Origin of the sequence: Helicobacter pullorum (assembly GCF_900638355.1) — a bacterium.
Classification (GTDB): Bacteria; Campylobacterota; Campylobacteria; order Campylobacterales; family Helicobacteraceae; genus Helicobacter_D; species Helicobacter_D pullorum.
The window spans coordinates 1,376,563-1,402,267 of sequence record NZ_LR134509.1 but is presented as its reverse complement, the minus strand read 5'-3'; the positions used below and the strand labels follow the sequence as shown (position 1 = coordinate 1,402,267).

Sequence of the window (25,705 nt, the reverse complement as noted above, 5' to 3'; positions counted from 1 at the left end):
AAAAATATACATTTTGTTTTGTGGTAGATTAGAAATAAAATCTCATAAAAGTTTGTGGATTAAAGCAGTTAGAAGAGCTAGGAAGTATAAAAGTAGATGAAAGATTAAATTGCCTATCCCTTTCTATTTTTTTGCCAATTCTTTATTCAACTCACGCACTTCTTTTGCAAACTTGAAGTAAGCAATGGGTTTGTCGTAATGATTAATTTTGCATTTTTAGCTAAAATTTTATGTTTTATAAGCCTATAAAGATTTTGTATAGAGTTTGTCGCCCCTAAAGCAAAGCTGTAAATGTTAATTGTTCTTTTTCATCTTTTCCTTCATTAAGTTTTGTAATCCCCTCTCTTATGTCTTTTTGTAAGCCATTAACCATTACAGAATTGCTACCACCTAGTAAAATGATATTTTGTTTGCCATTTTCCTTAAGATGTTTTTGCATTAATTTCCTTTCTTCATAGTAACCATTCCGCAGAAATTTTCCCCTTGATACACTTCAACTCGAAATGATTGATTGTTTTTGTCTAAAGAGAAATTTTTATCAATTTCATCAGCAGTTAGGTAGATTTCTTCCTCGCTTGTTACTCCATTTTTGGAATAGCCTATAATGTTGATTCTTGCATTAGTTTTTTTGATTAAAAATCCCTCTTTGAAATCTAATATCTTACCAAAATTTACTTTTTTTGTGATGTTTTTATCGATCGTGATTTCTATATCTTGGATATTGCATTGCATAGGAAAATAATCGGATTTTAAAAAGGTAATTTTTTGGTGTCCGATATAGACTTCATAGCCATTTTTTACCTTTTTTGTGCGTCCTAGTGGATGTTTAAAGACAAAATGGTTGTTGTCTTTTAGGAGTGGAACAAAATTGATAGTTTTTTTGATGTTGTCTAAATCAAAAGTGATGTTATTATTGATAGTGAGTGTGCCATAAGATTTGATTTTTGATTCTACGCTTTTTAAATCAAGCGTGAAATCTCTTGTGTATTCTATTCCCAAAATATCCATTAAAGCTTCAATAGAGCTAAGTTGATAGAATACTTTTAGTGGAAGCTCTTTGATGTTTTTGCTAGTTTCTATGGCAAGGGCTGGTTTGAGGTGAGTAATAGCATAATAAGTAAGAGAGTTTTGCTGCTCTTCATCTTTGAATCTTGTTTCGGTGTTTCTTACGCCAAAGGTATGAAAATCATAATGCAATTCTTGGTTGAGTTTGTTTTCAATTTGTTTGGCAATTTCATCGAGATTCCCAAAAAGGATATTGTCTAGTGTTTTTTGGTCAATCACATAGGTTTGCCCCCATGCTTTTGGATTGAAGATAGAGTTTTCCCATTTTTGGCGATAAAATCCATGTCCATCATGCAAATTAATGATGAAATTTACCTTGGGATTAGTGATAATTTCTTTGATTTTTGCTACATTATCAAAATCTGGGTCGCTTCTATCAATGGTAGCAAATTTGCGATTCATATCATTATAGATTCCGCGTTTGAAAGCTATAATGCTATCAGGATTGAGATTTGGCACAACAAGCACATTTCCTTTTAGAATGTGATAAGAGTTAATCAAAATGCTTGGTGCAAAATATCCTCCGGGCTCATCTCCGTGAATCCCGCCAATGACAAGCAGGGTTGCACCATCGCTATCGCCTTTTAGCTCATAAAGACTAAAGGGGGCGTTTTTGGCGTATAAAATATTGAGGGTAGTTGCGATGAGAATGAATATCCAAATGAATCTTTTTTTCAAAGCCAGAATCCTTTGTGTGTTATTTTGAAATAAAGCAAGCCATTTCTAAAATGCGATGAGAATAGCCCCATTCGTTGTCATACCAAATCATAATTTTTGCCATATTTTCTTGCAAAACAAAGGTCAAATCCAAAGCAACAATGCCGCTAAGTGGATTATTGAGAAAATCTTGTGAAACTCCAAAAGATTCATCTACTCCCAAAATTCCTTTTAATTCATTGTTGGAGGCTTGTTTAAAAATATGATTGATTGCTTCTTTATTTGTTTTTTGTGAAAGATTGACATTTAAATCTACCATTGATACATCAGCTACTGGAACTCTTACGCTATGCCCATGCAGTTTTCCCTTCATTTGTGGCAATACAAGATGCAGGGCTTTTGCTGCACCTGTGGTAGTAGGAATGATATTGATTCCAGCAGCTCTTGAACGCCTAAAATCACCTTTTTTGTGTGCAGAATCGATAAGATTTTGATCATTAGTATAGCTGTGGATTGTGGTTAAAATCCCCTTTTCTACGCCAAAATTCTCATCAAGCAATTTGATAACCGGTGCTAGGGCATTTGTAGTGCAACTTGCGTTAGAGAGGATTTTTTCGTCATTGTATTTTTGATGATTAACTCCCAAAACAAAGGTTTTTGTATCGTCTTTTGCAGGAGCAGAAAAAATCACTTTTTTTGCACCTTTTTTGAGATAGTGTGTAGCGGATTCTTTTTCCAAAAATATTCCACTTGCTTCAATGATAATATCAGCACCGCAAATATCCACCTCACTAGGACTTTTTGCGTGGCTAAAGGGGATTTCTACTCCATTAAAAGTAAAAGTATTTTTGGCTAGATTTTTGGATTCTAATATGATTTTTTGGGTGTGATGGATAGAATCGTGTGTAAAAAGGTAAGCTAATACTTCAGAGTTTGTAGGGTCATTGATACCAACAATTTCTATTTTATCTTGCATTTCGCATAAGGCTATGCGTGCAATACAACGCCCAATTCTACCAAAACCATTGATGAAGATTTTTACTTTTTTCATAAACAATGCGCACTTTATTTTAGAAATTTAAATGCAAAATTGTAACATAAAAATAATTTTGCGGTTTTATTTTTTCACTTAATTTTTTTGATATAATAATAGAATAAAAACTTTAATTTTAAGGACGGGAATTTTCAATGTCATTGTATGATAGAAAATCTATAAATAATTTTGAACAGTATTCAGAAAATAGTTATGCACAAAGTGATACAGCATTAATCCAATTTGTGAAACAAACTTATCAACTATTTGCGGGCTCACTTTTGGCGGCAACAGTTGGTGCTTATGTCGGTATTAGCACACTTGGTGCTATTGTGGCACAATTTTATATCGGATTTGTGATTTTAGAGTTTGCATTGCTTTTTGGATTGTTTTTCACCAAAACAAAGCCAGGTATCAATCTTTTTATGCTTTTTGCATTCACTTTTGTAAGCGGATTGACACTCACTCCAATTCTTAGTAGAGTTTTGGGAATGCCCGGTGGAGCAGCGATTGTCGCTCAAGCGTTTTTATTAACAACTGCAATTTTTGGAATTATGAGTATTTTTGCATTACGCACTAAAAAAGATTTGGCAAGTATGGGGAAAATGCTTTTTATTGCTTTGATTGTCGTTGTGATTGGGTCTTTGATTAATTTGTTTTTGGGAAGTCCGATTTTGCAAGTCATCATTGCTGGAGTAAGTGCAATTTTGTTTAGTATTTTTATTGCTTATGATACACAAAATATCGTTAGGGGACTTTATGATAGCCCTGTAACTGCGGCAGTTAGTCTTTATTTGGATTTCTTAAATCTTTTTGTTTCATTGTTGCAATTACTTGGAATTTTTAATTCCAATAATGAATAAGCAGTGTTGAATCAAATCCCTGATTCAACGCTTAGAATCCTCGATGCTAATCTCAATCGCTTAAGAGAGGGCATTAGGGTTATAGAAGATATTTTGCGTTATGGGTTTAACCACAAAGATTTCGCACTTCAATTAAAAAACCTTCGCCATCGTTGCAAAATAAATAATTTTGAATCCTTGCTACACTCTCGAGATTCTCAAAATGATGTTTTAAAACCTTCAACCAAACAAGAGCAAAATCGTGCTAATCTAAAAAGCATTGTAGTAGCAAATTTCAAACGAGCACAAGAATCTGCACGCGTGCTAGAGGAAATTTTGAAGCTAAGTGAAGTTTCAAAAAGTGAAGAATTCAAAGAGATTCGCTATACTCTGTATGTTTTAGAAAAAGAAATTTTAGAAAAATTTAGTTTCTAGCCTTTCTTTTTTTGGTGCTTAGGGCTGCCAAAATCCCCCCACAAGCAATTAAAATCATTCCAATAACAACCAAATTATGTGGAATAGCATCACCCAAAATAATCCCTGCTAAAGTTGCCATAAAAATCGTTACATAGCTAATTGCACCAATAACGGGTGGATTGCCTAGTCCATAGGCTTTTGTAAGATAGATTTGTGCATAAGTAGAAACAACGCCAAGTCCCAAAATTAAAATCCATTCTTTGAAATTTGGCATAACAAAAGGTGCAAATAATTCAATAGGATAATGTTTATAAGGCACAAGTTGGGTTAAAAGTGGTAGAATAGAGCCACTAAACATTAAAGAGCCGATAATGATTCGTGGATCATAATTTTTGGCTAATTCTGCAACAGAAAGATAGGCTAAAGCCGCTCCAATTCCGCTATAAATCCCTATGCTTAATCCCCAAAGGCTTAAGTGAATATTTTGAGGATTAGAAATAAGTATAATCCCGCTAAATCCAAGAAAGATAGCAATCCAAACTTTGATAGAAACTTTTTGATGGATAAAAATCACACTAAAAAGTGCTAGAAAAATGGGTGAAGTGTAAGAAAAGGCATAAGCGATTCCTAAAGGCATTACAGACATATTATAAAAATACGCCATCATAGCACTTCCTCCAGCAAATCCACGAAAAAATAAAATAAAAGGTTTGCCACCTTGTTGAGATTTTGGAGGATTTATCATAAGGGCAATGATAATCCAAATCAAACCAAAAAAATTTCTAGCAAAAGCCACTTCGATAACAGGGAGATTAGGGGTTAGGATTTTTACAAACATTCCCATAATCGTAAAAAGCAAAGCAGCAATAAGCATAGCAATGATAGCTTGTCTATTTTGGTACATTTTGAAGTCTTTATCTTGTTATTTTTGTGAAATAATAGAATTTTTAGGCTTAACTTTAAGTTTGGTTTGACAAAATTACACATTAAAATACAAACCATAAAATAAGAGGAAGATTTATGGATAAAATTTATGGAAGTATAGCAATAATGGGGCGTCCAAATGCAGGGAAAAGCTCTCTTTTTAATCGTTTTTGTAAATCAAGAATAGCCATTACTTCAGAAGTTGCAGGGACGACAAGAGATATCAAAAAAGCTAATATTCTCATTTTAGATACCCCCTTTTTGCTTTTGGATACAGGCGGGATAGATCAAAGTGATTCTTTGTTTGCAAAGGTAAGCGAGCATTCTCATCTAGCTGGAGAAAATGCAGATTTAATTTTGTATCTTGTAGATGGGAAAATGCCCCCAAATGAGATAGATAAAAAGATTTTTTATTCTCTCCAAAAAAAGAATCCTAATGTTTTTTTGGTGGTTAATAAAATTGATAATGAAAAAGAGCAAGAAAAGGCGTGGGAATTTGCAGAATTTGGCACACAAAATTTATTTTTTATTTCTGTCTCACACAATAGAGGCATTGGGAGATTAGAAGATTCTATTGTCAAGCTTTTAAAAAAAGATTCTCTTACTTGGCTTTTTGAGGGTGCAGAGAGTGAAGAATCTTTAGAAGATTTTTTGGAAGCAGAAGGGGCAGATAGCCAAAGTGAAATCATCAATATTGGTATTATAGGGCGAGTAAATGTTGGAAAAAGCTCTCTTTTGAATGCACTTTTGAAGCAAGAACGCTCTGTAGTATCAGAAGTTGCAGGGACGACTATTGATCCTGTAGATGAAATGGGGGAGATTGAGGGGAGAAGGGTAAATTTCGTCGATACTGCTGGGATAAGGCGTAGAGGGAAGATTGAAGGTTTAGAGAAATTTGCTCTCAATCGAACAAGAGAGGTATTAAAACGCACCGATATTGTTATTTTGGTGCTTGATGCTTCCAAGCCCTTTGTGGAATTAGATGAAAAAATCGCAGGTTTGATTGATGAGTTTAAACTCGGTGTAATCGTGGTTTTGAATAAATGGGATATTGCTTATAAAGATTATAAGGCTATCCTAGAGGATTTTCGATTGCGTTTTAAATTCTTAGAATATGCACCAATCCTTACTATCTCGGCTAAAAATGGGCGTCATATCCAAAAACTAGAACAAGAAATAGTGAAAGTTTATCAAAATTTCTCATCAAGAATCCCTACTGCCAAGCTTAATGAAATCATCAAAGAAGCGACAAGCCGTCATCCTATCCCAAGTGATAGAGGCAAGATTGTGAAGGTTTATTATGCGACACAATTTGAGACAAAGCCGCCACAAATCGCGTTGATTATGAATCGCCCTAATAGTTTGCATTTTAGCTACAAACGCTATTTGGTGAATTTTTTGCGAGAAAAATTTGATTTTAGTGGAGTGCGGATTATTTTTGTTGCAAGAGGAAAAAATTCTTTTGAAGAAGAGGAGAGTTAGTTTGTAAGAAAGACTGCATTGCTTGTGATTTTGAGTTTGGAGTGCTTAATCTTTGTGGCTAGGATTGAAAAGTGCAAGAAAATATAAAAAGATATAAGCAAAATCAAAATAGCTCATATTAATTTAAATAGCTATTATTTCTAATAGCTATTTATTTGTAGGATTTTCAAAAATGCCAAAAGCTTGTAATAAATTTACTTTTTACTCCTGAAATCATCAGGGTTAATATCAATTGGAAAAGGGTTATCAAAAGACTTTGAGCGTTCCGCTTTATAAGCATTTGCACATTCATCATCATTTAATTCAGAATTTGCATTTTTCTTGCATTCTTTGATTTTTTCTGCCAATTCTTCAGCATTCTTTGGATCTTCATAATATTGCACACTCTTTGGCTCACTTGAACAAGCAGAAAAGATTCCAGCTACCAAAGCACTCAAAATTGAGATTTTAATTACATTTTTCATTTTTTATCCTTTAAAATAATTTTATAAAGGAATTATATATATATATATATTAGCTTAAAATTATTTCTGATAAATTGATAGAATTTTGGAGATAATTTGGAGAATCAAAAAATGGTGGCCACGACTGGACTTGAACCAGCGACCACTACCATGTCAAGGTAGTGCTCTACCAACTGAGCTACGCGACCAAATTTAAAGAAGTTTTGGATTCTATCAAACTGCTCTTTTATCTTTCCTTAAAAGTGTTTGTAGCACAATCAAAAATACGCCAAGATTAATCATAATATCTGCAAAATTAAAAATTGCAAATTCAAATTTATAATGCCAATAGATATAATCCACCACACCAATATGGATAAATCTATCTAGGATATTTGAGATTCCACCCCCAAAGATAACGCCAATTTGAATGCAATAGGTTTTGAAGAGTTCTTGATTTTTCCAAAGATAGATAAAAATACCAATAAGTAGCAGAATCTGCAAGTATTTTAGCCATTCTTGAAGGAATGCAAACATCGAAAAAGCCACCCCTTGATTATAAACAAGCACCAAAGAGATGATTTTGCCTTGATATTCAAATCCGCTTAGGACAAACCACCATTTGATGGCTTGATCCAAAATAAGGACAAGAATCACAGCAAGGAAAAAATGAATTAAAAAATGTTTTTTTATCAATAAAGTTTTCCTCTAAAAAAAGCTTCACATTCTTGCATTGTGGTTTCTAGGGCTTTGGAATCTTTGCCTTCAAGCAAGATTCTAAGTTTATTTTCTGTGCCACTATAACGGATTAAATGGCGGATTTTTTTGGAAGTAATTTCTTTGAGTAGATTTTGATAGTTTTCTAGTGAATCTAAATTAGGCTTGCTTTGGACATTGAGATTTTTTAAAATTTGCGGGTAAAGCTTGAAGCAATCAAGAGCTTTGGAAGCTTGTTTTTTGGATTTTAGGATATAGGCTATGGTTTGTAAGGCGCTCACTAAACCATCTCCGGTTTTTGCAAAATCGCTAAAAATAATATGTCCGCTTTGCTCGCCGCCAAAATTAAGATTTTGAGCTAGCATACTTTCTAATACATATTTATCTCCGACATTAGAGCGGATGAGTTTGATGCCATTTTGAGCCAAAAATTCCTCTAAAGCGTAGTTGCTCATAATCGTAGCAACAGCGGTATTGTTTTTTAGAGTGTTATTTTGTTTGGCAGCAAGTGCTAAAACTCCGATGAGTTTATCGCCATGGACTACTTCGCCCTTTTCATCGACCACCACAAGTCTATCTGCATCACCATCAAGTGCAAAGCCAATATCAGCCCGAACTCTTCGCACTTCTTCTTGCAACATAAGAGGTTGAGTAGCACCGCAATTTTCATTGATATTAAAGCCATTTGGGGTATCATTGATGACAAAAACTTCTGCACCAAGCTCACTAAAAATTGTTGGGGCGACTTTGTAAGCTGCACCATTAGCACAATCTAGCACAACTCGGATTCCATGGAGGCTTAAATCTTTGGGGAAGGAATTTTTGATATGCACAATATAACGCCCTATAACATCGTCGATTCTTTTGCTAGAGCCGATTTCTTTGCCGGTTTTTTGCGCACTTTCTAGCAAAGATTCATTGTGATAGATTTTTTCGATAACTTCCTCATCTTTTTCATCAATTTTATAGCCACTTTTGCCAAAAAACTTAATCCCATTGTCCATAAAAGGATTGTGGCTTGCACTTACCATAATTCCGCCATCACAACGCATATCTTCAGTGAGATAGGCAATAGCAGGTGTGGGCATAGGACCGATTTGAATCACTTCATAGCCCACTGCTGTAAGCCCACTTACAAGGGCATTTTCTAGCATATATCCGCTGCGTCTTGTATCCTTGCCTACTAAAATGCGATTAGTTTTGGAATGTTCGCGATAATAGATACCCGCAGCAATTCCAAGCTTTAATGCACAAAATGCGTTTAGTTTCACTCCAGCTTCGCCTCTTACACCATCTGTTCCAAAAAGTTTCATCATGTTGCCTTCATATTTGGTTTATTGCATTTTTTGTTTTATTTGCTTTTAATAAAAAATCAAATAGAATTTTAGCTTAAATTTTTTTATAAAAGGATTAACGCTCTATGGCAAATCATAAATCAGCAGAAAAACGTATCAGACAAACTAAAAAACGCACAGAAAGAAATCGCTACTATAAAACAAGAATCAAAAATATGACAAGAAGTTTAAAAGAGGCGATTGAGGCAAAAGATGCTAGTAAATCCCAAGAGGTTATGAAGCAAATCAATCAAGCATTCCATAGCTATGTAAGTAAGGGAATCTTGAAGAAAAATACTGCTGCTAGGAAAGTTAGTCGTCTTAACGCATCTGTAAAAAAACTCATTTTAGCTAACGCTTAGTTTTAGGTTAGCTAAAGCTTTATTAAATGCTAGCTTCAAAATTAAAACCCTTCATTGAACGCTATGAAGAAATCAGTGCGTTGCTTATTAAGCCAGAGATTCTTAGTGATATAAAGAGAATTACAGAGTTAAGCAAAGAACAAAGTGATTTAGAAAAGTTGGTGCAAAAATCAAAACAATATCTTCAGAATCTTCAAAGCATTGAAGAGAATAAATCGCTTCTTGATGATAAAGAATTAGGGGATTTAGCAAAAGAAGAAATTAAAGAAGCAGAAGCACAAAATCAGGAATTAGAATCAGAGATAAAAGTATTGCTTTTACCAAAAGACCCAAATGATGAGAAGAATATTTATTTGGAACTTCGTGCGGGGACAGGCGGCGATGAAGCGGGGATTTTTGTTGGAGATTTGTTTAAAGCCTATGTTCGTTATGCAGAATCAAAGGGCTGGAAAGTTGAAATTATTAGCTCAAATGAAAATAATTTTGGGGGTTATAAAGAAGTAATTGCCCTTATTAAAGGGAAGGGTGCTTATTCTCGTTTGAAGTATGAGGGTGGAACTCATCGTGTGCAGCGTGTCCCCGAAACAGAATCTCAAGGGAGGATTCACACTTCGGCTATCACAGTGGCGATTATGCCAGAAGTTGATGATGTGGAAGTGGTAATTAATCCAAATGATTTAAAAATTGAAGTATTTAGAGCTGGTGGGCATGGAGGGCAATGTGTCAATACAACAGATTCTGCTGTGCGTATTACTCATATACCAACAGGAATTAGCGTTTCTATGCAAGATGAAAAATCCCAACATAAAAACAAAGATAAAGCCCTAAAAATCTTAAAAGCTAGGATTTATGAAGCAGAGCTTGAAGCACAAATGGAACAAAATGCAGAGGCGAGAAAATCGCAGGTTGGAAGTGGGGATAGAAGTGAGAGAATCCGCACCTATAACTATCCACAAAATCGTTTAAGTGATCATAGGATTGGTTTGACTTTGTATAGTTTGGAAGAAATTATGCTAAATGGCGATTTGGATCAAGTGATTGAGCCTATTATTGCTTATTTTCAGGCAGAAGCATTACAAAATAGTGGTATTGCATAATATTTAAGGAACTTTTTACATTTTTTTAATATAATTCAATTTTTAAATTAATCTTACAATGGACAGATGGGTGAGTTGGCTGAAACCACATCCCTGCTAAGGATGCGTAGTCGCAAGATTACCGAGAGTTCGAATCTCTCTCTGTCCGCCATTACTTCATTAGCTTAATTTTATTTTGCAAAGATTTGATAAATTTTATCCCATTTTTATGGATATTGATAAAACATAAAATTTTTAAATTGATAAGTTTTAGAAAACTTTTAAAAAACTTCGTTAAAATTCTTCTAAAAAAGTTGTAAAAATGATTAATCAAGATTTACAAATAAAACAAATTTTAGAACAATCTAAAACCATTGCTATTTTGGGGCTTTCTCCCAGTGAAGATAAGCCAAGTCATAAAGTGGCAAAATATCTTTTGGAAAAAGGTTATAGAATAATCCCTATTTATCCAAAAGGTGGAGAGATTCTTGGAATGAAGGTTTATCGGAGTTTGCAGGAAGTTTTTTGTGATGAATCTATCAAGCAAAATGGAGGAGTTGATATTTTGGATATTTTTCGCAAAAGTGAAGCGCTTTTGGGGATAATTCAAGAGATTTCAGGGTTAGAAAACAAGCCAAAATGCGTTTGGGCACAGCTTGGGATTCAAAGGCAAGGGGCAAAAGAGGAATTAGAAGCAAAAGGGATAATGTATTTTGAAAATTTATGTATCAAATTAGAACATCAAAGGTTGTGTAAATGATTGCTTTAGCAAAAATAATGGACGCAAGTCGCAGATTAAAAGGCGTGGTAGAACATACAAAGTTGGCTTTTGCGCCAAAACTTAGTGAATTAAGTCAAGCAAAAGTCTATGTTAAGCAAGAGAATCTCCAAAATACCGGTTCTTTCAAGCTAAGAGGAGCCTTTAACAAAATCGCCACTCTCACTCAAGAAGAGCGGAAAAATGGGGTGATTGCTTCAAGTGCTGGGAATCACGCACAAGGTGTGGCATATAGTGCAAAGCATTATGGCATTAGAGCGGTTATTGTAATGCCAGAATCCACTCCATTGCTTAAGGTTATGGGGGTTAAAGAGCTTGGAGCAGAAGCAATTTTGCATGGAAACAATTATGATGAAGCTTACGCTTATGCGTTGGAGTATGCACAAAAGAATAATTTGCATTTTATTCACCCTTTTGCCGATGATGAGGTGATTGCAGGGCAGGGGACAATTGCATTAGAAATGATAGAAGATCAAAATAATCTAACAACCATTGTTGTTCCTATAGGCGGAGGGGGATTGATTTCTGGAATTGCTGCGGCTTATAAGCAAATGTTGCCAAGTGTGAGGATAGTAGGGGTTGTCGCACAAGGTGCGCCGGGAATGTATCATTCTTTTTATAAAAAGGCAATCCAAACCACAAAATCTGTGCGGACAATTGCCGATGGTATTGCTGTGCGTGATGTGAATGAGAGAAATTTTGATTATATTTTAGAGAGTGTAGATGAGATTGTAATGGTGGATGATGAGGAAATCGCTAATGCAATTTTGTATTTGTTAGAAAAACAAAAATTGGTAGTAGAGGGTGCTGGGGCAGCTGCTGTGGCGGCTCTTTTGCACCATAAGTTCAAAATTGCTCAAAATGAATCTGTGGGGTTGGTTTTGAGTGGTGGAAATATTGATGTTACAATGCTTGGAGTGATTATTGAAAAAGGCTTGGTTCGCTCTCATCGCAAAATGCGTTTTAGTGTTGTTTTGATTGATAAGCCCGGAAGTTTGCAGTCTCTTAGTGATTTGCTTTCAAGATTGGGGGCAAATATTGTAAAAATTGATTTTGATAGGACTTCCACTTCTTTGGGGTATGGCGATGCAAATGTGGTTGTAGTGATTGAAACAAAAGGCAAAGAGCATCAAGATGAAATTCGAAGAGAATTGCATAAAGATGGCTATAAATTTGTTGAAATGTAGTTAATGCTGGTAGAAAGTAGAAAAATTTATTTTTATCTATGTGTATTATTAATTGTAGATTTTTTGATACTTTTGTGGGTTGGCAAGAATCTAAGCATTAGCTATGATGAAGCAAGTCATTTTTTTGAACCTTTGGATTTTGGTGGCTTTCTAAGCAATTTGAGTGTTTTTTTGTTTGGGCAAAATGATATTGGGCTAAGAATGCTTTTTTTGCTTTTGCATTTGTGCAATGCAGTATTAATGTTTATTTTTGCCAAAGGATTCTTGAAGCGTCCAAGTGATGCACTTTTTTGTGTTTTGTTGTTTTTGTTGCTGCCCGGAGTGAATGCAGCTGCAATTCTTATTTCTAATAGCGGAATTATTATTTTTCTTACTTTGTTGTTGTGTATTTTGTATCAACAAACGCATAAAATTCCTTATTGGCTTTTGTTGATTATGGCTTTTGTGGATAAAAGTTTTGCTTTGGTTTTTTTGGCATTAATTTTTTATGGGATTGCACAAAAAAATACATTTTTAGTTTTTCTTTCGTTGATATTTTTTGCGCTTAATATGTATTTGTTTGATTTAGAAATTGGAGGACACCCAGCAGGATATTTCATTGATACTAGTGGGCATTTGCTTTTGATTTTTTCACCCTTGGTTTTTTTGTATTTTTTATACGCACTTTATCGTTTTTATAACTCTAAAACAAAGCCATTGATTTGGTATATTTCTATTGTTGCGTTAGGTTTTATTCTTTTTTTGTCTTTGCGTCAAAAGGTGGAAACTGAAACTTTTGCACCATTATTGATAGTGGGGATTCCTTTGATGGTGAGTTTGTATTTTTCGGGGCTTAGAGTGAGATTGCCTGAGTTTAAATCGCGTTATAAAATACCTTTTGGGATAACTTTGTTGGTTTTATTGGCAATGGTTTTGGTTTTGTTATTTTCTAAGCCCTTATTTGCATTATTTAGCAGCAATCAAGAAGAATATTTTGCATACCGCCATTATTTGGCAAAAGAATTGGCTCAAAATCTAAAAGAGCAGAATATTTTTCAAGTCAATACAAATGAAAGAATGCAAAAGCGTTTAAGGTTTTATGGAATCAATCAAGGTGGAAATGTCAAGATTACTACTTATTTTGTAAAAAATGCAAAAGAGATTCCTATTTTTTATTATGGCAAAAAGGTTGCAGTGTTTTATGTCCAAAAAAGCCTTTAGCTTATTTGAAATTTTACTTGTTTTGGCAATTATTGGGATTTTGGGCGCAGTTGGTTATGTGATTTATCCACAATCTTTATTAAATCTTGCACAAGAGCAGATTGTGAATCATTTAAATTATACGCGTTTTTTGGCACTCAATTCTTCTAAGCAAATTACGCAAAATGCTTTTTGTCAAAGTGATTTTTGTCAAGAAGAGAGAGAAAGATACCAAGAGAGTTTTTGGAGATTGCAGTTTGCTGATTTGAAAAATATTGGTTGGGCTTATTCTGTTTTTAGCGATAGTGCAAGGAGCTCTAAGACAAAAAATTTTGATGATAGACCTATGGATTCTTTTGAAGTTGCTAGGGATTCTATGAGTGGAAAATATTTGAGTGTTTATACTTATAATAATACCAAATTTGCAAATGGTTTAAGGGAGGGTGATTTATCTATATCTAAGCGGTATGGAGTGAGTAAGGTGCAAATGTATGGGGGATGTGGAAAGCAAAATGGAGGAAGAATACTTTTTGATGATTTGGGGTTTGTAAGATGTAAAAAATCGGGAGAAAAGGTAAGTTATCCAGATAGCGAGGTAATTTTGGAATTAATGGATAATTTTGGTGCATCGGTGAGAATTTGTATTTCTGAAAATGGTTTGGTTGAAAAGTGTTAAATTAAATAAAATTATGTTACAATAAAAAAATATTTTTTAAGGTTTGAAATATCAAAACAATTGATAAAAATAGACTTGCAAAAAAGCATTTTGGACAGAATTTTTTACAAGATGAGAATGTGTTATTGCAGATTGTCCAATCCATTCCCAAAGAGGCTCTTGATTTGGAGCTTATTGAGATTGGGGCTGGCTTAGGTGATCTAACAAATAAGCTTTTAGGCTTAGGGAATATCACTGCTTATGAGGTCGATGAGGAATTGCTACCTTATTTGAAAGAGCGTTTTAAAAAAGCCCTTGAGAGTAAGCAATTGGAACTTAAAATTGGCGATGTAATGGAAATTTGGAAGGGAAATAGTTTGCGGGATAAGCCTTATTTTCTTATTTCAAATTTGCCTTATTATATTGCAACATTGTTGGTAATAAAAGCCATTAAAGATCCTTTGTGTAAGGGCTGTGTCGTGATGACACAAAAAGAAGTTGCTTTAAAATTTTGTGCTAGTGAGAATCAAAGTGATTTTAGTGCTTTGAGTGTTTTAACACAGAGTGTTGGGGAGGCAAAATTGCTTTTTGAAGTCCCGCCAATTGCCTTTGTGCCACAGCCAAAAGTAACTTCTGCAGTATTTTTGATACAAAAGAATCAAATATTGCCAAGCGATTTTTTGGAGGCATTAGAGGGATTGCTAAAGATTTCTTTTAATGCCCCAAGAAAAACTATTTTTAATAATCTTTCTAAAAACTATTCCAAACAAAAAGTTTTGGAAGTTTTAGAAGATTTGCAAATAACGCCCAATAAAAGACCTCATGAGATTGATACTGCCACTTATCACCGACTTTTGAAAATTTTATAAAAGGCGGATTGTCATGGAAGAAAAAGAAACGCAAAATAATACACAAAATACAAATTCACAAAAAGAGCCAAATAAAAGGCGTTTTAAACCACGAAACCAACAAGATAGAACAAGAGAAGAAAAACAAGGGCAAGAGGGACAAAGTCGCAATCACTATAGGCACAAAAAATCTCAAAATAATTCTGGACAAAATGGGGAAAAATTCCACAATAGAAATGGTGGAAATAGAGAGGTCAATCAATCTAATTTGGAATTAAGAAAAGCTGTTGAGGTGAATGCAAAAGTCCATCAAAATTCTTTGACTACACACTCTCAAGTGCAATTTAATCCAAATGGAAAGGTAAGAATCACTCCTATTGGCGGGCTTGGTGAAATTGGTGGAAATATGACGGTGATTGAAACTCAAAATTCTGCAATTATTATTGATGCAGGAATGAGTTTCCCTGATGGCGATATGCACGGGATAGATATTTTGGTACCAGATTTTAGCTATCTTGAAGTGATAAAAGACAAAATTGCAGGGATTGTGATTACCCATGCACATGAGGATCATATTGGTGCGATGCCTTATTTGTTTAAAAAATATCAATTTCCTATTTATGGGACTCCGCTTCCTTTGGGATTGATTGGTTCTAAATTTGATGAGCATGGTTTAAAAAAATATCGCTCACTTTTTCGTGCAGTAGAAAAAAGAAAGCCTATTAGAATTGGTGAGTTTGAGATTGAATGGATACACATTACTCATTCAATTGTAGATTCTAGTGCATTGGCTATCAAAACAGAGGCTGGAGTGATATTCCATACAGGTGATTTTAAAATCGACCATACACCCATTGATGGTTATCCAACAGATTTGAATCGAATCGCATATTATGGAGAACAAGGCGTTTTATTACTACTTAGCGATTCTACAAACTCTCATAAAGCAGGATATACTCCTAGTGAGGCAAGCGTTGGACCTGCATTTGATATGTTGTTTTCACGAGCTAAGGGGCGTGTGATTATGAGTACTTTTAGCTCTAATATCCATCGTGTTTATCAAGCAATCCAGTATGGATTGAAATATGGTAGAAAAATCTCTGTAATTGGACGCTCTATGGAGAAAAATTTGGAAATTGCAAGGACTTTGGGTTATATAGATTTGCCACAAAATATTTTTATTGAAGCACACGAAGTGGCAAAATATGCCGATGAAGAAGTGTTGATTGTTACAACAGGTAGCCAAGGGGAGACAATGAGTGCTCTTTATCGTATGGCGACTGATGAACATAGGCATATTAAAATCAAGCCAAGCGATATTGTGATACTTTCAGCAAAAGCGATTCCGGGCAATGAAGGTTCTGTTTCAAATATTTTGAATTTTATTAATAAAGCTGGTGCAAAAGTGTATTATCAAGATTTTAGTGAGATTCATACAAGTGGGCATGCTGCACAAGAAGAGCAAAAGTTGATGTTAAGACTTGTGAAGCCAAAATTCTTCTTACCTGTGCATGGAGAGTATAATCATATTTTAAAACACAAAGAAACAGCCATTTCTTGTGGGGTTGATGAAAAAAATATTTATCTTATGGAAGATGGAGATCAAATAGAAATCGCACACAATTATTTACGCAAAGTAAGAAGTGTGAAAACCGGTAAAATCTATATTGATAATCAAATTAATGCCTTTGTTGCAAATGATGTGGTGCTAGATAGGCAGAATCTTGCTGAAAATGGTATAGTGATTGTAGTCGTCCAAATAGATAAGGCAAAGAATGCAGTCATCGGTAAGCCAAGAATACAAACAATGGGAATCATTGCAAATAAAGATATTTTGAGCTTTAATAAAGAAATTGAGGAATTTTTCTCACTTTTTGTGAAAAATTGCAAAAAAGAACTTTATAGCAGTCAAAAAGCTATGGAAAACGAGATTCGCAATGCTTTAAGAAAGCTGATGTTTAAAAAAACCAAGCGTTATCCTACTATTATGCCTAATGTAATTTTTAGCTAGAATCTTTTGGATTCTAGGCTAGAATCTCCCTTATTGCTTCTTATTTTGAAATCAAATGTAAATTGACAAATAATATTCATTGTTTTGGGGTAGAGAAATTTCCTCAATAAATAATTTTCATTATTATTTTTATTATTTTTTAAGTGGATAGTAAATAAAATCAATTCTTACTATTTATAGTATATTCTACATTTTGAGATAAAGAAGCTGTATCACAAAATGCTAGTAAGTGGTTGATAGGTAGAAATGTTTAAAGGTGTTTGTAATGATTGAGAAGTTTGGATTTGGGAGAATTGTATAATGGCAAGAAAAATTATCAGTAATAAAACTTGGATGCAAGTGCATTTGTATGTTAGTTTGTTTTTTATACCCATGGCTTTGATTTATGCTATTACGGGTTCTTTGTATATTTTTGATATTCGGCAAAATGCGGGTGCAGAAATTAAAGAAGTGAGGATACAAGATACTATCCCAAAAGGCAGTGAAAGGGAGGTAATGCTAAGAATCTTGCAAGAAAATAAGCTAGAAATACCCAGTAATACAGAAGTTAGATTCTTTAAAGGTTCTCATTCTATGGGGACTTTGAAATATCAAGTTTTGCTCATACAAGATAAAAATAGTCCAAGTTATACACTAAGGGCAATTGATAGAAATTGGTATGGAGTTTTGCTGCTTTTGCATAAGGCGGCTGGGAAGTATTATTTTGATATTTTAGCGGTTGGATTTTCGATTGCTTTAGTGCTTTTGTATCTTTCTGGATTGTTTTTAACGGCATTTTGCAAACGCGATAGGAAAGGGTCTATCATTGCAATTATTCTTGGAATATTGGTAACGACTTTGGCGGTGTATTTGAGTATTTGATAGATAGGTTTAATCTTGTAAAAATTGCTTTGTTGCTATAATTTTGCATTTTTTAGGATTTATCTTGGAAGTGGCAGTATATTTGCACATTCCCTTTTGTGATAGCAAATGTGGTTATTGTGCGTTTAATTCAAAAACTAATAAAAATCATCTTAAGCATCAATATATGCAAAGATTGTATGATGATTTGGCGGAGCAATTGGCGTTTTATGGAGTTTCTAAAATCACTTCAGTTTATATAGGGGGTGGTACTCCAAGTGTGGTGGAATCATCAAAATACCAAAGAATTTTTGAGATTCTTTATCCTTTTTTGAAAGGGAATGCAGAAGTCAATATTGAAGCAAATCCAAATTCACTAACTTTAGAATGGATTAAGAATCTAAAAAGTTTTGGTGTCAATCGCTTAAGTCTTGGGGTGCAGAGTTTTTTTGCTGAAAAATTGCGATTTTTGGAGCGTATTCATAGAGAAGATTCTATTTATGAGGCAATGGAAAATGCGCTCAAAGTTGGGTTAGAAAATATTAGTATAGATTTGATTTATGGCACTCCATTTTGTGCCAAAGAGATTTTGGAGCAAGAAGTGCAAATGGCATCTAAGTTGCCTATTAATCATATTTCTGCTTATCAATTAAGCATTGATGAGGGGAGTAGATTTTTTGTGCAACAAAAAAGGGAATTTAGTGGAGAGTTTGAGGGATATCCGAGTATGGGGCATTTTATGAAAGAGTGTTTGGGGCAACAAGGGTTTGTGCAATATGAAGTGAGCAATTATGCAAGGGGTTATTATTCTACGCATAATCTAGGGTATTGGGAGCAAAAAGAATATTTAGGCGTTGGGGCAGGTGCAGTAGGGTGTATCAATGGTATTAGGATTTATGGGGTGTGTGAAATTGAGGATTATTTGAAGGGAAAAAGTGGAGATAAAGAGATTCTAAAATCAAAGGATATAGAATTAGAACATTTATTTTTGGGGCTTCGCTCTTGTGTGGGTGTGCTAGAATCTAAAATAACCAAAAAGAAAGCCTTAGAAATTTTGCTCAATGAGAAAAAAGTAGAAAAAAAAGAGAATAGAATCTATGCGTTGGATTATTTTTTGGGCGATGAGTTGGCGTTATTTTTGGGGTAAAAGCCAAAGGGCTATATCATTGCCTATCATTTGGCAATGCAGAAGTTTAAAATGGGCTTGAAAATGGTGTGTTAGGTGATAAGTCGAAAGGGTTGGGCTTACAAAGACAAGCAGCATATCAATATGGGGCAGGAGAGATTCTAAAAGATTGCTTCCGCCTTCACACATTACAAAACCGCTAAAGTTTGGAATAGAGTGGCAAATTTCAACTTTGCGATTAGGAATAGCAAAGAGGGGGGCGGTTTGAGGGAAATTGGAATTTTTGGTCAAAATTGTGATATCGGGAGGGTTTTTGTTTTCCAAAGAACAAAACCTTGAATCTAGTGTGGGATTATCAAGCAAAATTGTTTTTCCTGAAATGATGAGGTTATTAAGTTTGGAGCGTAGATTGTGCATAAAAATTTGCGTTTCTTTGGAGCTAATTTGCCCCCCATCAATGCTGCCATCAAGTCTGCAAGCATATTTAAACAGCACAAAACTTCCTTTTTTTTGCAAAAGGTTGAAGGGCAATAGTAATTCTTGAGCTTTGATAGCAAGCGTGTTAAATTGTGAATCCCCCCATATTTTAGTAACTTTTATATTGGAATTTGCAAGATATTCTGCACCGCCTTGTGCTTTGGGATTGGGGTCTTTTGCTGCAACAACGAGATTTTTGATTCCTAAAGATTTGATAAGAGATGCACAAGAAGGAGTTTTGCCTTCGTGCATACAAGGTTCTAGCGTGGTGTAGAGAGTGGAGTTGCTAAAAATATCTTTGGCATTTTGTTTAAGGTATTGGTGGATTTGGTGGGATTCTTGGAGTGAAAGGATAGCAGAATCTTGGGTGAGGTGGAAATAGGCATTTTTGAGGGCTAAAACTTCCGCATGGGGTTTGCCTGCTTCTTGGTGTGCATCAATAGAGAGGAGTTTGCCATGTTTGTCCAAAATAGCTGCACCAACTGCAGGGTTTGGTAGGGTTTGGCATTGGGTTTTCCATGCCTCTTTTATTGCTAATTCTAAATAAAGAGATTCTACCATTCAAAATAAGTTTGTGCTTTTTTGATCTCAGAAATTGGAATTATTTCGCCACTTTCTAGCTTTAGAGATTCATCGTCTATGGCTATGAGTTTGCCCTTGAAATCTTGTTTGGAGATGGTTTTTACTTTTACTAATTCACCTATTGCATCTTCAAAATGTTCTTTGGTTTTTAAGGGGCGTTCAATCCCCGGAGAACTCACTTCTAGGTAATATTTTTCGAAGTTTGGAATCTCAACATCTAAAAGCGGGGAGAGTGCAAGACTAACTTCTTGGCAATCATCAAGGCTAACAGAAGGTTTTTTGGTAATAGAGATTCTAAGGATTTGGTTTTCATTTTCTTTGAGGGTTGTAATATCATAGATTTTGCAACCAAAACTCTCTACAAGTTTTTGGATTTTTGCTTGTAATTCTTGGCTAATTAGCATTGATATTCCTTTTTTGTTTTTCTTGCTCAATAGTGCGGAAGATTTTGTCTAGTTTGTTTTCTATTTCTAGTGATTCATCAAAAAAGAATTGAAAATCAGGACATCTAAACCAGCCGGTTTCTTCTAAGCAGTATTCTTTAATGAGATTTTTTGCTTTTTTGAGTTGATTTAGGATTTCTTTTTGCTCTTGCTTATCCAAAGAAGCAGAATCTAAAAAAACTTGTGCAGAATATTTACCTCTTGAGCATTTTACTTCGATTACATTTAAGGCATTGAGCCTAGTATCATTAAGATTGGCTAATGCTGTTGGGATAAGCTCTTTTAGAAGCGATTGAGTCCGCTCTAGCTTGATATTTTTCATTTCCTAGAATGTCCTTTGTTTGGCAACTTCTTTGTAAGTTTCAAAAACATCGCCCACTTGAATATCATTATAGTTTTCTAGCATAATTCCGCATTCAAAGCCTTTTTGCACTTCTCTTGCATCATCTTTGAATCTTTTAAGCGAAGCAATGTTTCCTGTATGGATTACAACTCCATTTCTAATTAAGCGGACTTTGATACCTCTTTGAATCACTCCATCAGTTACAAAACAACCCGCGATAGTCCCTACTTTTGCGATATTAAATGTTTCTCTCACTTCTGCTTGTCCGGTATTTTCTTCTTCAAATACAGGGGAGAGTAATCCACCAAGCAAGGCTTTAATATCATCAATTAGAGCATAAATAATAGAGTAAGTTTTGATTTCAATCCCCAGTTCTTTTGCTTTATTTTTGACACTTCCTGTTGGGCGGACATTGAAGCCCAAAATTACACAATTTGTGCTTGCTGCTGCAAGAGTAATATCGCTTTCTGTGATACCTCCTACGCCTTTGTGGATAATATTGACTTTTACTTCATCGTTTTGGAGTTTTTCTAAACTACCGCGGATAGCTTCTAAACTTCCTTGAGTATCGGTTTTGATAATAACAGGGAGATTTTTAAGCTGCCCTTGTGCTACCATAGAGCTAAGTTCATCAAAAGAAACTTTTGTAGAGTGTGAAAGCTCTTTTTGTCGTAGGTGGGCTGCGCGTTTTTGTGCGTAATCTCGGGCAATGTTGTCATTTTCTACAGCCAAAAGGATAGAACCAGCAGGTGGGACTTCATTTAATCCGGTGATAACGCCTACTCCAGAAGGTGTAATGGTAGTAATATTTTTGCCTAAATCATCGCTAATCGCTCTTACACGCCCATAAGCAGTATCTGCAATAATGCTATCCCCAACTTTTAATGTTCCATTTTGGACGATTAATGTTGCAACAGGTCCTTTTCCTTTTTCTAGGCTACTTTCAATTACAACAGCACGCGCGGGTTTATTTGGGTTGGCTTTTAATTCTAAGATTTCTGCTTGAAGTAAAATGGTTTCTAATAAATCATCAATCCCTTCCCCTGTTTTTGCAGAGATATGCACAAATTCATATTCGCCTCCCCATTCAAGTGGAGTAAATCCAAGCTCTGCCGCTTCTGCTTTGACTTTGTCGGTGTTTGCTTCGGGTTTGTCAATTTTATTGACTGCAATAATAATTGGTGCATTTGCGGCTTTTGCGTGATTTAATGCTTCGATTGTTTGAGGTTTGATGCCATCATCTGCGGCAATAACGATAATTGCAATATCTGTTACTGAAGCTCCTCTTGCACGCATTTCACTAAAAGCCTCATGTCCGGGAGTATCAATAAAGGTGATTTGTTTGCCATTTTTGGTAATCGTGTAAGCTCCAATGTGTTGAGTGATTCCTCCTGCTTCAGCTGAAGCGATTTTGGTATTTCTAATGTAATCTAACAAAGAAGTTTTTCCATGATCAACATGCCCCATAATCGTAACAACGGGTGCGCGTTCTACCAAGTCTTTTTCATTTTCATTAGATTCGTGGAGTTGTGTATAGTCTAGCTCATCGGCATTATTTGTAATTTCGATTTGTATGCCAAATTCTTCTGCTAGGATTTCAATGGCGTCTTTTTCTAAAAAGTCGTTTTTAGTTACCATCATTCCAAGTGAGAAGAGGACTTTGATAACATCTCCTGTGGAACGCCCTATTTTTTCTGCAAATTCATAGGCTCTAATTTCTTCTGGAATATTTACAATTCCTTGGATAGTTTCTTGAGTTTTTTGAGGTTTTGGGGCTTTTTTGCGGCTAGAACGCCTTGTGCTACCTTGCTCCATAAAAGGATTGTGACGCTGGATTTTGATTCTTTCTGTGGTAGCTCTTTTTTCATTTTCTTCTTCATCAAGATTGACTTCATCTTGCACGCTTAAATCAAATAAAATAATGCCTTCTTCCTCTTCATCATCAGAGCTTTGAAACTCCCTATTGTCTAATAAATCTATTTTTTGTTGGTTGGGCTTTTTGGTGTGTTGTAGATTGGATTTTTCTTTTTTCTTTTTTTTGTCTTTTTTTGCAAAGCTATCATTGTCAAAATTGCCTAACAAATCTTGTAGTGTTTTTGAAGGTTCCTTTTTTTCTTCTATTGGTGTTTGTGGGATTTCTTCGGTTTTTAAGTCTCGTTTTTTAACAATTCGTAATCCCGTGCGTTTGATAGTGGAATTTTCTTGAGGGGTAATGGGTAAGTCTTGTTTTGGAGATTCTTGTTGTGTTTTTGGGGATTCTTGTGGATTTTCTTCTTGTAAAACTTCTTTGGTTGCGATTTTTGGAGATTCTTTTTTGGAATCTTTTGTGGAAGTTTTTGTGCGAGTTTTTTTGTCAATCTCATCTTCTTTTGTTTTTTTGAGTTTGGATTCTTCTTTTTTTGTTTTTGTGGTTTTTTCTGTTTTGGTGCTTTTTTTGGTTTCTTCTTTGGAAGTTTTTATCTCAACACTTTTGCCTGATAAAACATAATTGTATAATTCTTCTGCCTGTTCTGTTGTTACAGCACTTGAAGCGGTTTTTACTTCAAATCCTAATTCTTGTGCCTTTTGAAGAATCTCTTTGCTAGTTTTCCCGATTTCTTTTGCAATTTGACTGATACGGATTTTATCCATTATGTAAAAATCTCCTTTAATGATTCTTTTAAAATTTCTTTATGTTTTTTATCAATCTTATGTATTCTAGTCACGGCATTGATAAAGTTGGGTGTATTTTGACAGGCTTTACACACATAAAAACTTCTGCCTTCCCCCCTAAATAAGTGAATTGCTAAATCTTTATATTGTAAGCGTGTTAATTGCTCTTTAGCAAATCTTTCTCTACAAACAATGCACATTCTAATTGGACTTGACATAAAATTCTCGATTATAGCAAACTAGAGCTTAAATTCATCATCAAAAACCATACCAAAATTATCAAATTTCAATGTAAGAACTTTTAATTTTGGAAACTTATTGGTCAAAACCTCACATAAATTAGCACTATCTTCTTTGTAACAGAGGTTAAAAAAGGTAGAACCGCTGCCAGATAAAGTGCTCATTAAAGCACCATGGTTTAAAGCGGTTTTTTGCACTTCAAATAAAATAGGGATTTGCCTCATTCTAAAAAATTGATGAAATTTATCCATACTTGCTTCCCTTAGCAAATCCCATTTTTCTTCAAAAAATGCACTTGCTAAAAGTGTAGAGTGAGAAAGGTTGAAAATAGCGTCCTTTTGGGAGTATTTTTGTGGCAAAGTTTTTCTTGATAGATGAGTGGAAATAGATTGATTGGGGATAACAATCACAGCTTGGATAGAATTGGGCAAAGTTTTTTTTAAGAAGCGGACTTGATTGCGTGAGAGCATACAAGCATTAAAACCGCCCATACAAGCTGGAGTAATATTATCAGGGTGGGATTCATAATGCAAAGCGATATTGATGATTTTTTGCTTATCTATTGGGATTTGTGCAACTTTAAATGCGGCACTAATTGCACCAATAATCACAGCAGAGCTACTGCCTAAGCCCCTTGAAATAGGTATGGAATTTTCAAAAGTAAATTTAAATGGAAGGGTTTTGCCAATAAGTTTTTTGAGTTGCTCATTAAAGATTCGCACAAAAACATTATCAATGCGTAATTTTGGATTCTTCGCCCCTTCTCCATGGATTTGAATGGAAGTAAATTTTGAGGGCTTTAAACTAAAATAATTATAAAGTTCCAAAGCAAGCCCTAAACTATCAAAGCCTGGTCCTAAATTAGCACTAGTGGCTGGAACGCGTAAAAGCATAAAATTTCCTTTAATCCAAATTAGCAAATTTGAGTGTAAATTCAACTTCGCCTTTGCCGATGCGTAATTCTTTGGCAATAGAATCTACACTCCATCCATCTTTATACATAGAGATAATACGCCCTTCATCAATGTTGTTTGGATTACTTGGAGTATAGGCAAATTCTTTGATTCTTTCTTCTAGGGCGATGATTTTATTGTCTATGTTATCTTGGTATTCTTCGTATTTTTCTCTAAGGGAGGAAAGGTGTGTTTTGATGGGGGAAATCTGGGCATAAAGGTTAGAATCAATGAGATTTTTCATCTCAAGGCGAGTTTCTTGATAAATTTGTTGCTTAAAGGATTGCTTGAATTTTTCTAAGTCGTTTTCTTGTTCTTTGAATTTTTTTTGGAGACGATAAATCTCTTTGTTTAAATCCTCGATAGAATTTTCATAGCGTCTAGCCTTCCTTGCACTTTCATAATCTTTTAGATACAAATAGACAATTAGCAAAATAAAAACAAGAGCGATTCCTCCCCCAATCCAAAGTATCATATTTTCGTTATTCATGGTTAGCCTCTTTATTGTTGGATTTCATCAAGCGTATTAATGCTCTTTCTTTGGAAGCGACATAGCTATCCCACTCTGTTTCATCTCGCCCATGGATTTTTTCGATAATAGCTAAATTAGTATGAAAAATAAAATAAATAGGTATGATTCTAGTTGGGAAAGTGGGCAATTCTACTCTGCCATAATAAAGTGTATTTTCTTGCAATTTGGAATCTTTTAGCGCAAAGCAATTATGCCCAATAGTGGTAATAATATCTTTGTTGGATAAAGGAATATATGACTTAGTTTCGCCTTGTATTTTGTTCTCTAGGATTTCTATTTTGCGATAAATTTCTACTAAAAGCTCCAAAATAATTGTATTTTCGCTATCTAAATTTCCTTTTTTGGCACGCATTAAACGCAACCATTCTCCTATTGGATCTTCATCGCTTTGGGTAAGTTTATTAAATTCTATGGCAAATTCTTCAGCATTATCATGGGCTTTTTGGTATTGGATTTGCAAGGCGGTGTTGATTAAGCGGCTTTTTTCAAAATTTTCCATATTCTCTA

Annotated in this window: 28 protein-coding genes and 2 tRNA genes; 14 read left to right on the top strand and 16 right to left on the bottom strand. The window is 34.6% G+C overall.

What is annotated here, in order from left to right; genetic code table 11:
• Positions 1-274: 274 nt before the first annotated feature.
• From EL247_RS08575 to gap, 3 genes are read right to left on the bottom strand one after another with little or no spacing between them, the layout of a single operon-like run.
• Positions 275-439 (bottom strand): hypothetical protein, encoded by a 165-nt coding sequence (locus EL247_RS08575; protein ID WP_172594060.1) that lies wholly within the window; start codon positions 437-439, stop codon positions 275-277.
• Complete coding sequence (locus EL247_RS06850) at positions 439-1,743, bottom strand: M99 family carboxypeptidase catalytic domain-containing protein (protein ID WP_126442127.1); 1,305 nt, start codon at positions 1,741-1,743, stop codon at positions 439-441. The genes EL247_RS08575 and EL247_RS06850 overlap by 1 nt, the downstream gene beginning before the upstream one ends.
• Positions 1,744-1,762: 19 nt before the next feature.
• Positions 1,763-2,773, bottom strand: a complete 1,011-nt coding sequence (gap, locus tag EL247_RS06845; RefSeq protein ID WP_054195591.1) for a type I glyceraldehyde-3-phosphate dehydrogenase — start codon at positions 2,771-2,773, stop codon at positions 1,763-1,765.
• Positions 2,774-2,910: 137 nt separating this feature from the next.
• Between gap and EL247_RS06840 the strand changes: the two genes are divergently transcribed.
• Together EL247_RS06840 and EL247_RS06835 are read left to right on the top strand one after the other, a co-directional pair.
• Positions 2,911-3,618, top strand: a complete 708-nt coding sequence (locus EL247_RS06840) for a Bax inhibitor-1/YccA family protein (RefSeq protein ID WP_005022670.1) — start codon at positions 2,911-2,913, stop codon at positions 3,616-3,618.
• Between the two features lie 6 nt (positions 3,619-3,624).
• A complete protein-coding gene (locus EL247_RS06835; RefSeq protein WP_005022672.1) occupies positions 3,625-4,032 on the top strand; it encodes a hypothetical protein in 408 nt (135 codons plus the stop codon).
• On the opposite strand, the gene EL247_RS06830 is transcribed toward EL247_RS06835, so the two are convergent.
• Positions 4,022-4,918 carry a DMT family transporter gene (locus EL247_RS06830; protein WP_065837076.1) on the bottom strand — a complete coding sequence of 299 codons (897 nt, stop codon included), beginning with the start codon at positions 4,916-4,918 and terminating at the stop codon, positions 4,022-4,024. The genes EL247_RS06835 and EL247_RS06830 overlap by 11 nt on opposite strands.
• Before the next feature lie 116 nt (positions 4,919-5,034).
• On the opposite strand from EL247_RS06830, the gene der reads away from it, so the two are divergent.
• On the top strand, positions 5,035-6,420 hold the full coding sequence (gene der, locus EL247_RS06825) for a ribosome biogenesis GTPase Der (protein ID WP_126442126.1): 1,386 nt from the start codon (positions 5,035-5,037) through the stop codon (positions 6,418-6,420).
• A gap of 194 nt (positions 6,421-6,614) precedes the next feature.
• Here der and EL247_RS06820 read toward each other — a convergent pair whose 3' ends face one another.
• The 4 genes from EL247_RS06820 to glmM form a co-directional block, all read right to left on the bottom strand.
• On the bottom strand, positions 6,615-6,884 hold the full coding sequence (locus EL247_RS06820; RefSeq protein ID WP_126442125.1) for an EexN family lipoprotein: 270 nt from the start codon (positions 6,882-6,884) through the stop codon (positions 6,615-6,617).
• Between the two features lie 112 nt (positions 6,885-6,996).
• Positions 6,997-7,072, bottom strand: a tRNA-Val gene (locus EL247_RS06815).
• Positions 7,073-7,097: 25 nt separating this feature from the next.
• A complete protein-coding gene (lspA, locus tag EL247_RS06810; protein ID WP_371257995.1) occupies positions 7,098-7,559 on the bottom strand; it encodes a signal peptidase II in 462 nt (153 codons plus the stop codon).
• Positions 7,556-8,893 carry a phosphoglucosamine mutase gene (gene glmM, locus EL247_RS06805; protein ID WP_005022679.1) on the bottom strand — a complete coding sequence of 446 codons (1,338 nt, stop codon included), beginning with the start codon at positions 8,891-8,893 and terminating at the stop codon, positions 7,556-7,558. Before glmM ends, lspA begins: the two co-directional genes overlap by 4 nt.
• Positions 8,894-9,000: 107 nt before the next feature.
• Here glmM and rpsT point away from each other — a divergent pair, with 107 nt between their 5' ends.
• The 11 genes from rpsT to hemW all read left to right on the top strand — a co-directional run bounded on the left by rpsT (position 9,001) and on the right by hemW (position 18,997).
• On the top strand, positions 9,001-9,276 hold the full coding sequence (rpsT, locus tag EL247_RS06800) for a 30S ribosomal protein S20 (protein ID WP_005022680.1): 276 nt from the start codon (positions 9,001-9,003) through the stop codon (positions 9,274-9,276).
• Between the two features lie 26 nt (positions 9,277-9,302).
• Entirely contained in the window at positions 9,303-10,373 is a 1,071-nt protein-coding gene (gene prfA, locus EL247_RS06795; protein WP_104745816.1) for a peptide chain release factor 1, read from the top strand.
• A gap of 60 nt (positions 10,374-10,433) precedes the next feature.
• A tRNA-Ser gene (locus EL247_RS06790) sits at positions 10,434-10,524 on the top strand.
• Between the two features lie 150 nt (positions 10,525-10,674).
• Positions 10,675-11,112 (top strand): CoA-binding protein, encoded by a 438-nt coding sequence (locus EL247_RS06785; RefSeq protein WP_065828895.1) that lies wholly within the window; start codon positions 10,675-10,677, stop codon positions 11,110-11,112.
• Positions 11,109-12,317: a threonine ammonia-lyase gene (gene ilvA, locus EL247_RS06780; RefSeq protein ID WP_005022683.1), complete on the top strand. Its 1,209-nt coding sequence runs from the start codon at positions 11,109-11,111 to the stop codon at positions 12,315-12,317. Before EL247_RS06785 ends, ilvA begins: the two co-directional genes overlap by 4 nt.
• Before the next feature lie 3 nt (positions 12,318-12,320).
• Complete coding sequence (locus EL247_RS06775; RefSeq protein ID WP_054195596.1) at positions 12,321-13,517, top strand: hypothetical protein; 1,197 nt, start codon at positions 12,321-12,323, stop codon at positions 13,515-13,517.
• Complete coding sequence (locus EL247_RS06770) at positions 13,498-14,172, top strand: pilus assembly FimT family protein (RefSeq protein ID WP_224757656.1); 675 nt, start codon at positions 13,498-13,500, stop codon at positions 14,170-14,172. The genes EL247_RS06775 and EL247_RS06770 overlap by 20 nt, the downstream gene beginning before the upstream one ends.
• 119 nt (positions 14,173-14,291) lie before the next feature.
• Positions 14,292-15,020, top strand: a complete 729-nt coding sequence (gene rsmA / locus EL247_RS06765) for a 16S rRNA (adenine(1518)-N(6)/adenine(1519)-N(6))-dimethyltransferase RsmA (protein ID WP_005022686.1) — start codon at positions 14,292-14,294, stop codon at positions 15,018-15,020.
• Between the two features lie 13 nt (positions 15,021-15,033).
• Positions 15,034-17,010 (top strand): ribonuclease J, encoded by a 1,977-nt coding sequence (locus EL247_RS06760; protein ID WP_054195598.1) that lies wholly within the window; start codon positions 15,034-15,036, stop codon positions 17,008-17,010.
• Between the two features lie 300 nt (positions 17,011-17,310).
• Positions 17,311-17,871 carry a hypothetical protein gene (locus tag EL247_RS06755; RefSeq protein ID WP_104745815.1) on the top strand — a complete coding sequence of 187 codons (561 nt, stop codon included), beginning with the start codon at positions 17,311-17,313 and terminating at the stop codon, positions 17,869-17,871.
• Positions 17,872-17,941: 70 nt separating this feature from the next.
• Entirely contained in the window at positions 17,942-18,997 is a 1,056-nt protein-coding gene (gene hemW / locus EL247_RS06750) for a radical SAM family heme chaperone HemW (RefSeq protein ID WP_232019790.1), read from the top strand.
• Here the strand turns inward: hemW and ribD are convergent.
• The 8 genes from ribD to EL247_RS06710 are packed head-to-tail and all read right to left on the bottom strand — an operon-like array spanning position 18,983 to position 25,697.
• Positions 18,983-20,014 carry a bifunctional diaminohydroxyphosphoribosylaminopyrimidine deaminase/5-amino-6-(5-phosphoribosylamino)uracil reductase RibD gene (gene ribD, locus EL247_RS06745; protein WP_104745813.1) on the bottom strand — a complete coding sequence of 344 codons (1,032 nt, stop codon included), beginning with the start codon at positions 20,012-20,014 and terminating at the stop codon, positions 18,983-18,985. The two genes, hemW and ribD, sit on opposite strands and share 15 nt — an antisense overlap.
• On the bottom strand, positions 20,008-20,439 hold the full coding sequence (gene rimP, locus EL247_RS06740; protein ID WP_104745812.1) for a ribosome maturation factor RimP: 432 nt from the start codon (positions 20,437-20,439) through the stop codon (positions 20,008-20,010). The genes ribD and rimP overlap by 7 nt, the downstream gene beginning before the upstream one ends.
• Positions 20,429-20,800 (bottom strand): 30S ribosome-binding factor RbfA, encoded by a 372-nt coding sequence (rbfA, locus tag EL247_RS06735; protein WP_104745811.1) that lies wholly within the window; start codon positions 20,798-20,800, stop codon positions 20,429-20,431. Before rbfA ends, rimP begins: the two co-directional genes overlap by 11 nt.
• 3 nt (positions 20,801-20,803) lie before the next feature.
• Positions 20,804-23,452 carry a translation initiation factor IF-2 gene (gene infB / locus EL247_RS06730; protein ID WP_065826373.1) on the bottom strand — a complete coding sequence of 883 codons (2,649 nt, stop codon included), beginning with the start codon at positions 23,450-23,452 and terminating at the stop codon, positions 20,804-20,806.
• Positions 23,452-23,691 carry a DUF448 domain-containing protein gene (locus EL247_RS06725; protein WP_005022696.1) on the bottom strand — a complete coding sequence of 80 codons (240 nt, stop codon included), beginning with the start codon at positions 23,689-23,691 and terminating at the stop codon, positions 23,452-23,454. Before EL247_RS06725 ends, infB begins: the two co-directional genes overlap by 1 nt.
• Positions 23,692-23,712: 21 nt before the next feature.
• Positions 23,713-24,606: a homoserine kinase gene (gene thrB, locus EL247_RS06720; protein ID WP_054195623.1), complete on the bottom strand. Its 894-nt coding sequence runs from the start codon at positions 24,604-24,606 to the stop codon at positions 23,713-23,715.
• Between the two features lie 10 nt (positions 24,607-24,616).
• Positions 24,617-25,156: a DUF6115 domain-containing protein gene (locus EL247_RS06715; protein WP_224757657.1), complete on the bottom strand. Its 540-nt coding sequence runs from the start codon at positions 25,154-25,156 to the stop codon at positions 24,617-24,619.
• Positions 25,149-25,697, bottom strand: a complete 549-nt coding sequence (locus tag EL247_RS06710; protein WP_005022701.1) for a hypothetical protein — start codon at positions 25,695-25,697, stop codon at positions 25,149-25,151. The genes EL247_RS06715 and EL247_RS06710 overlap by 8 nt, the downstream gene beginning before the upstream one ends.
• Positions 25,698-25,705: the final 8 nt, after the last annotated feature.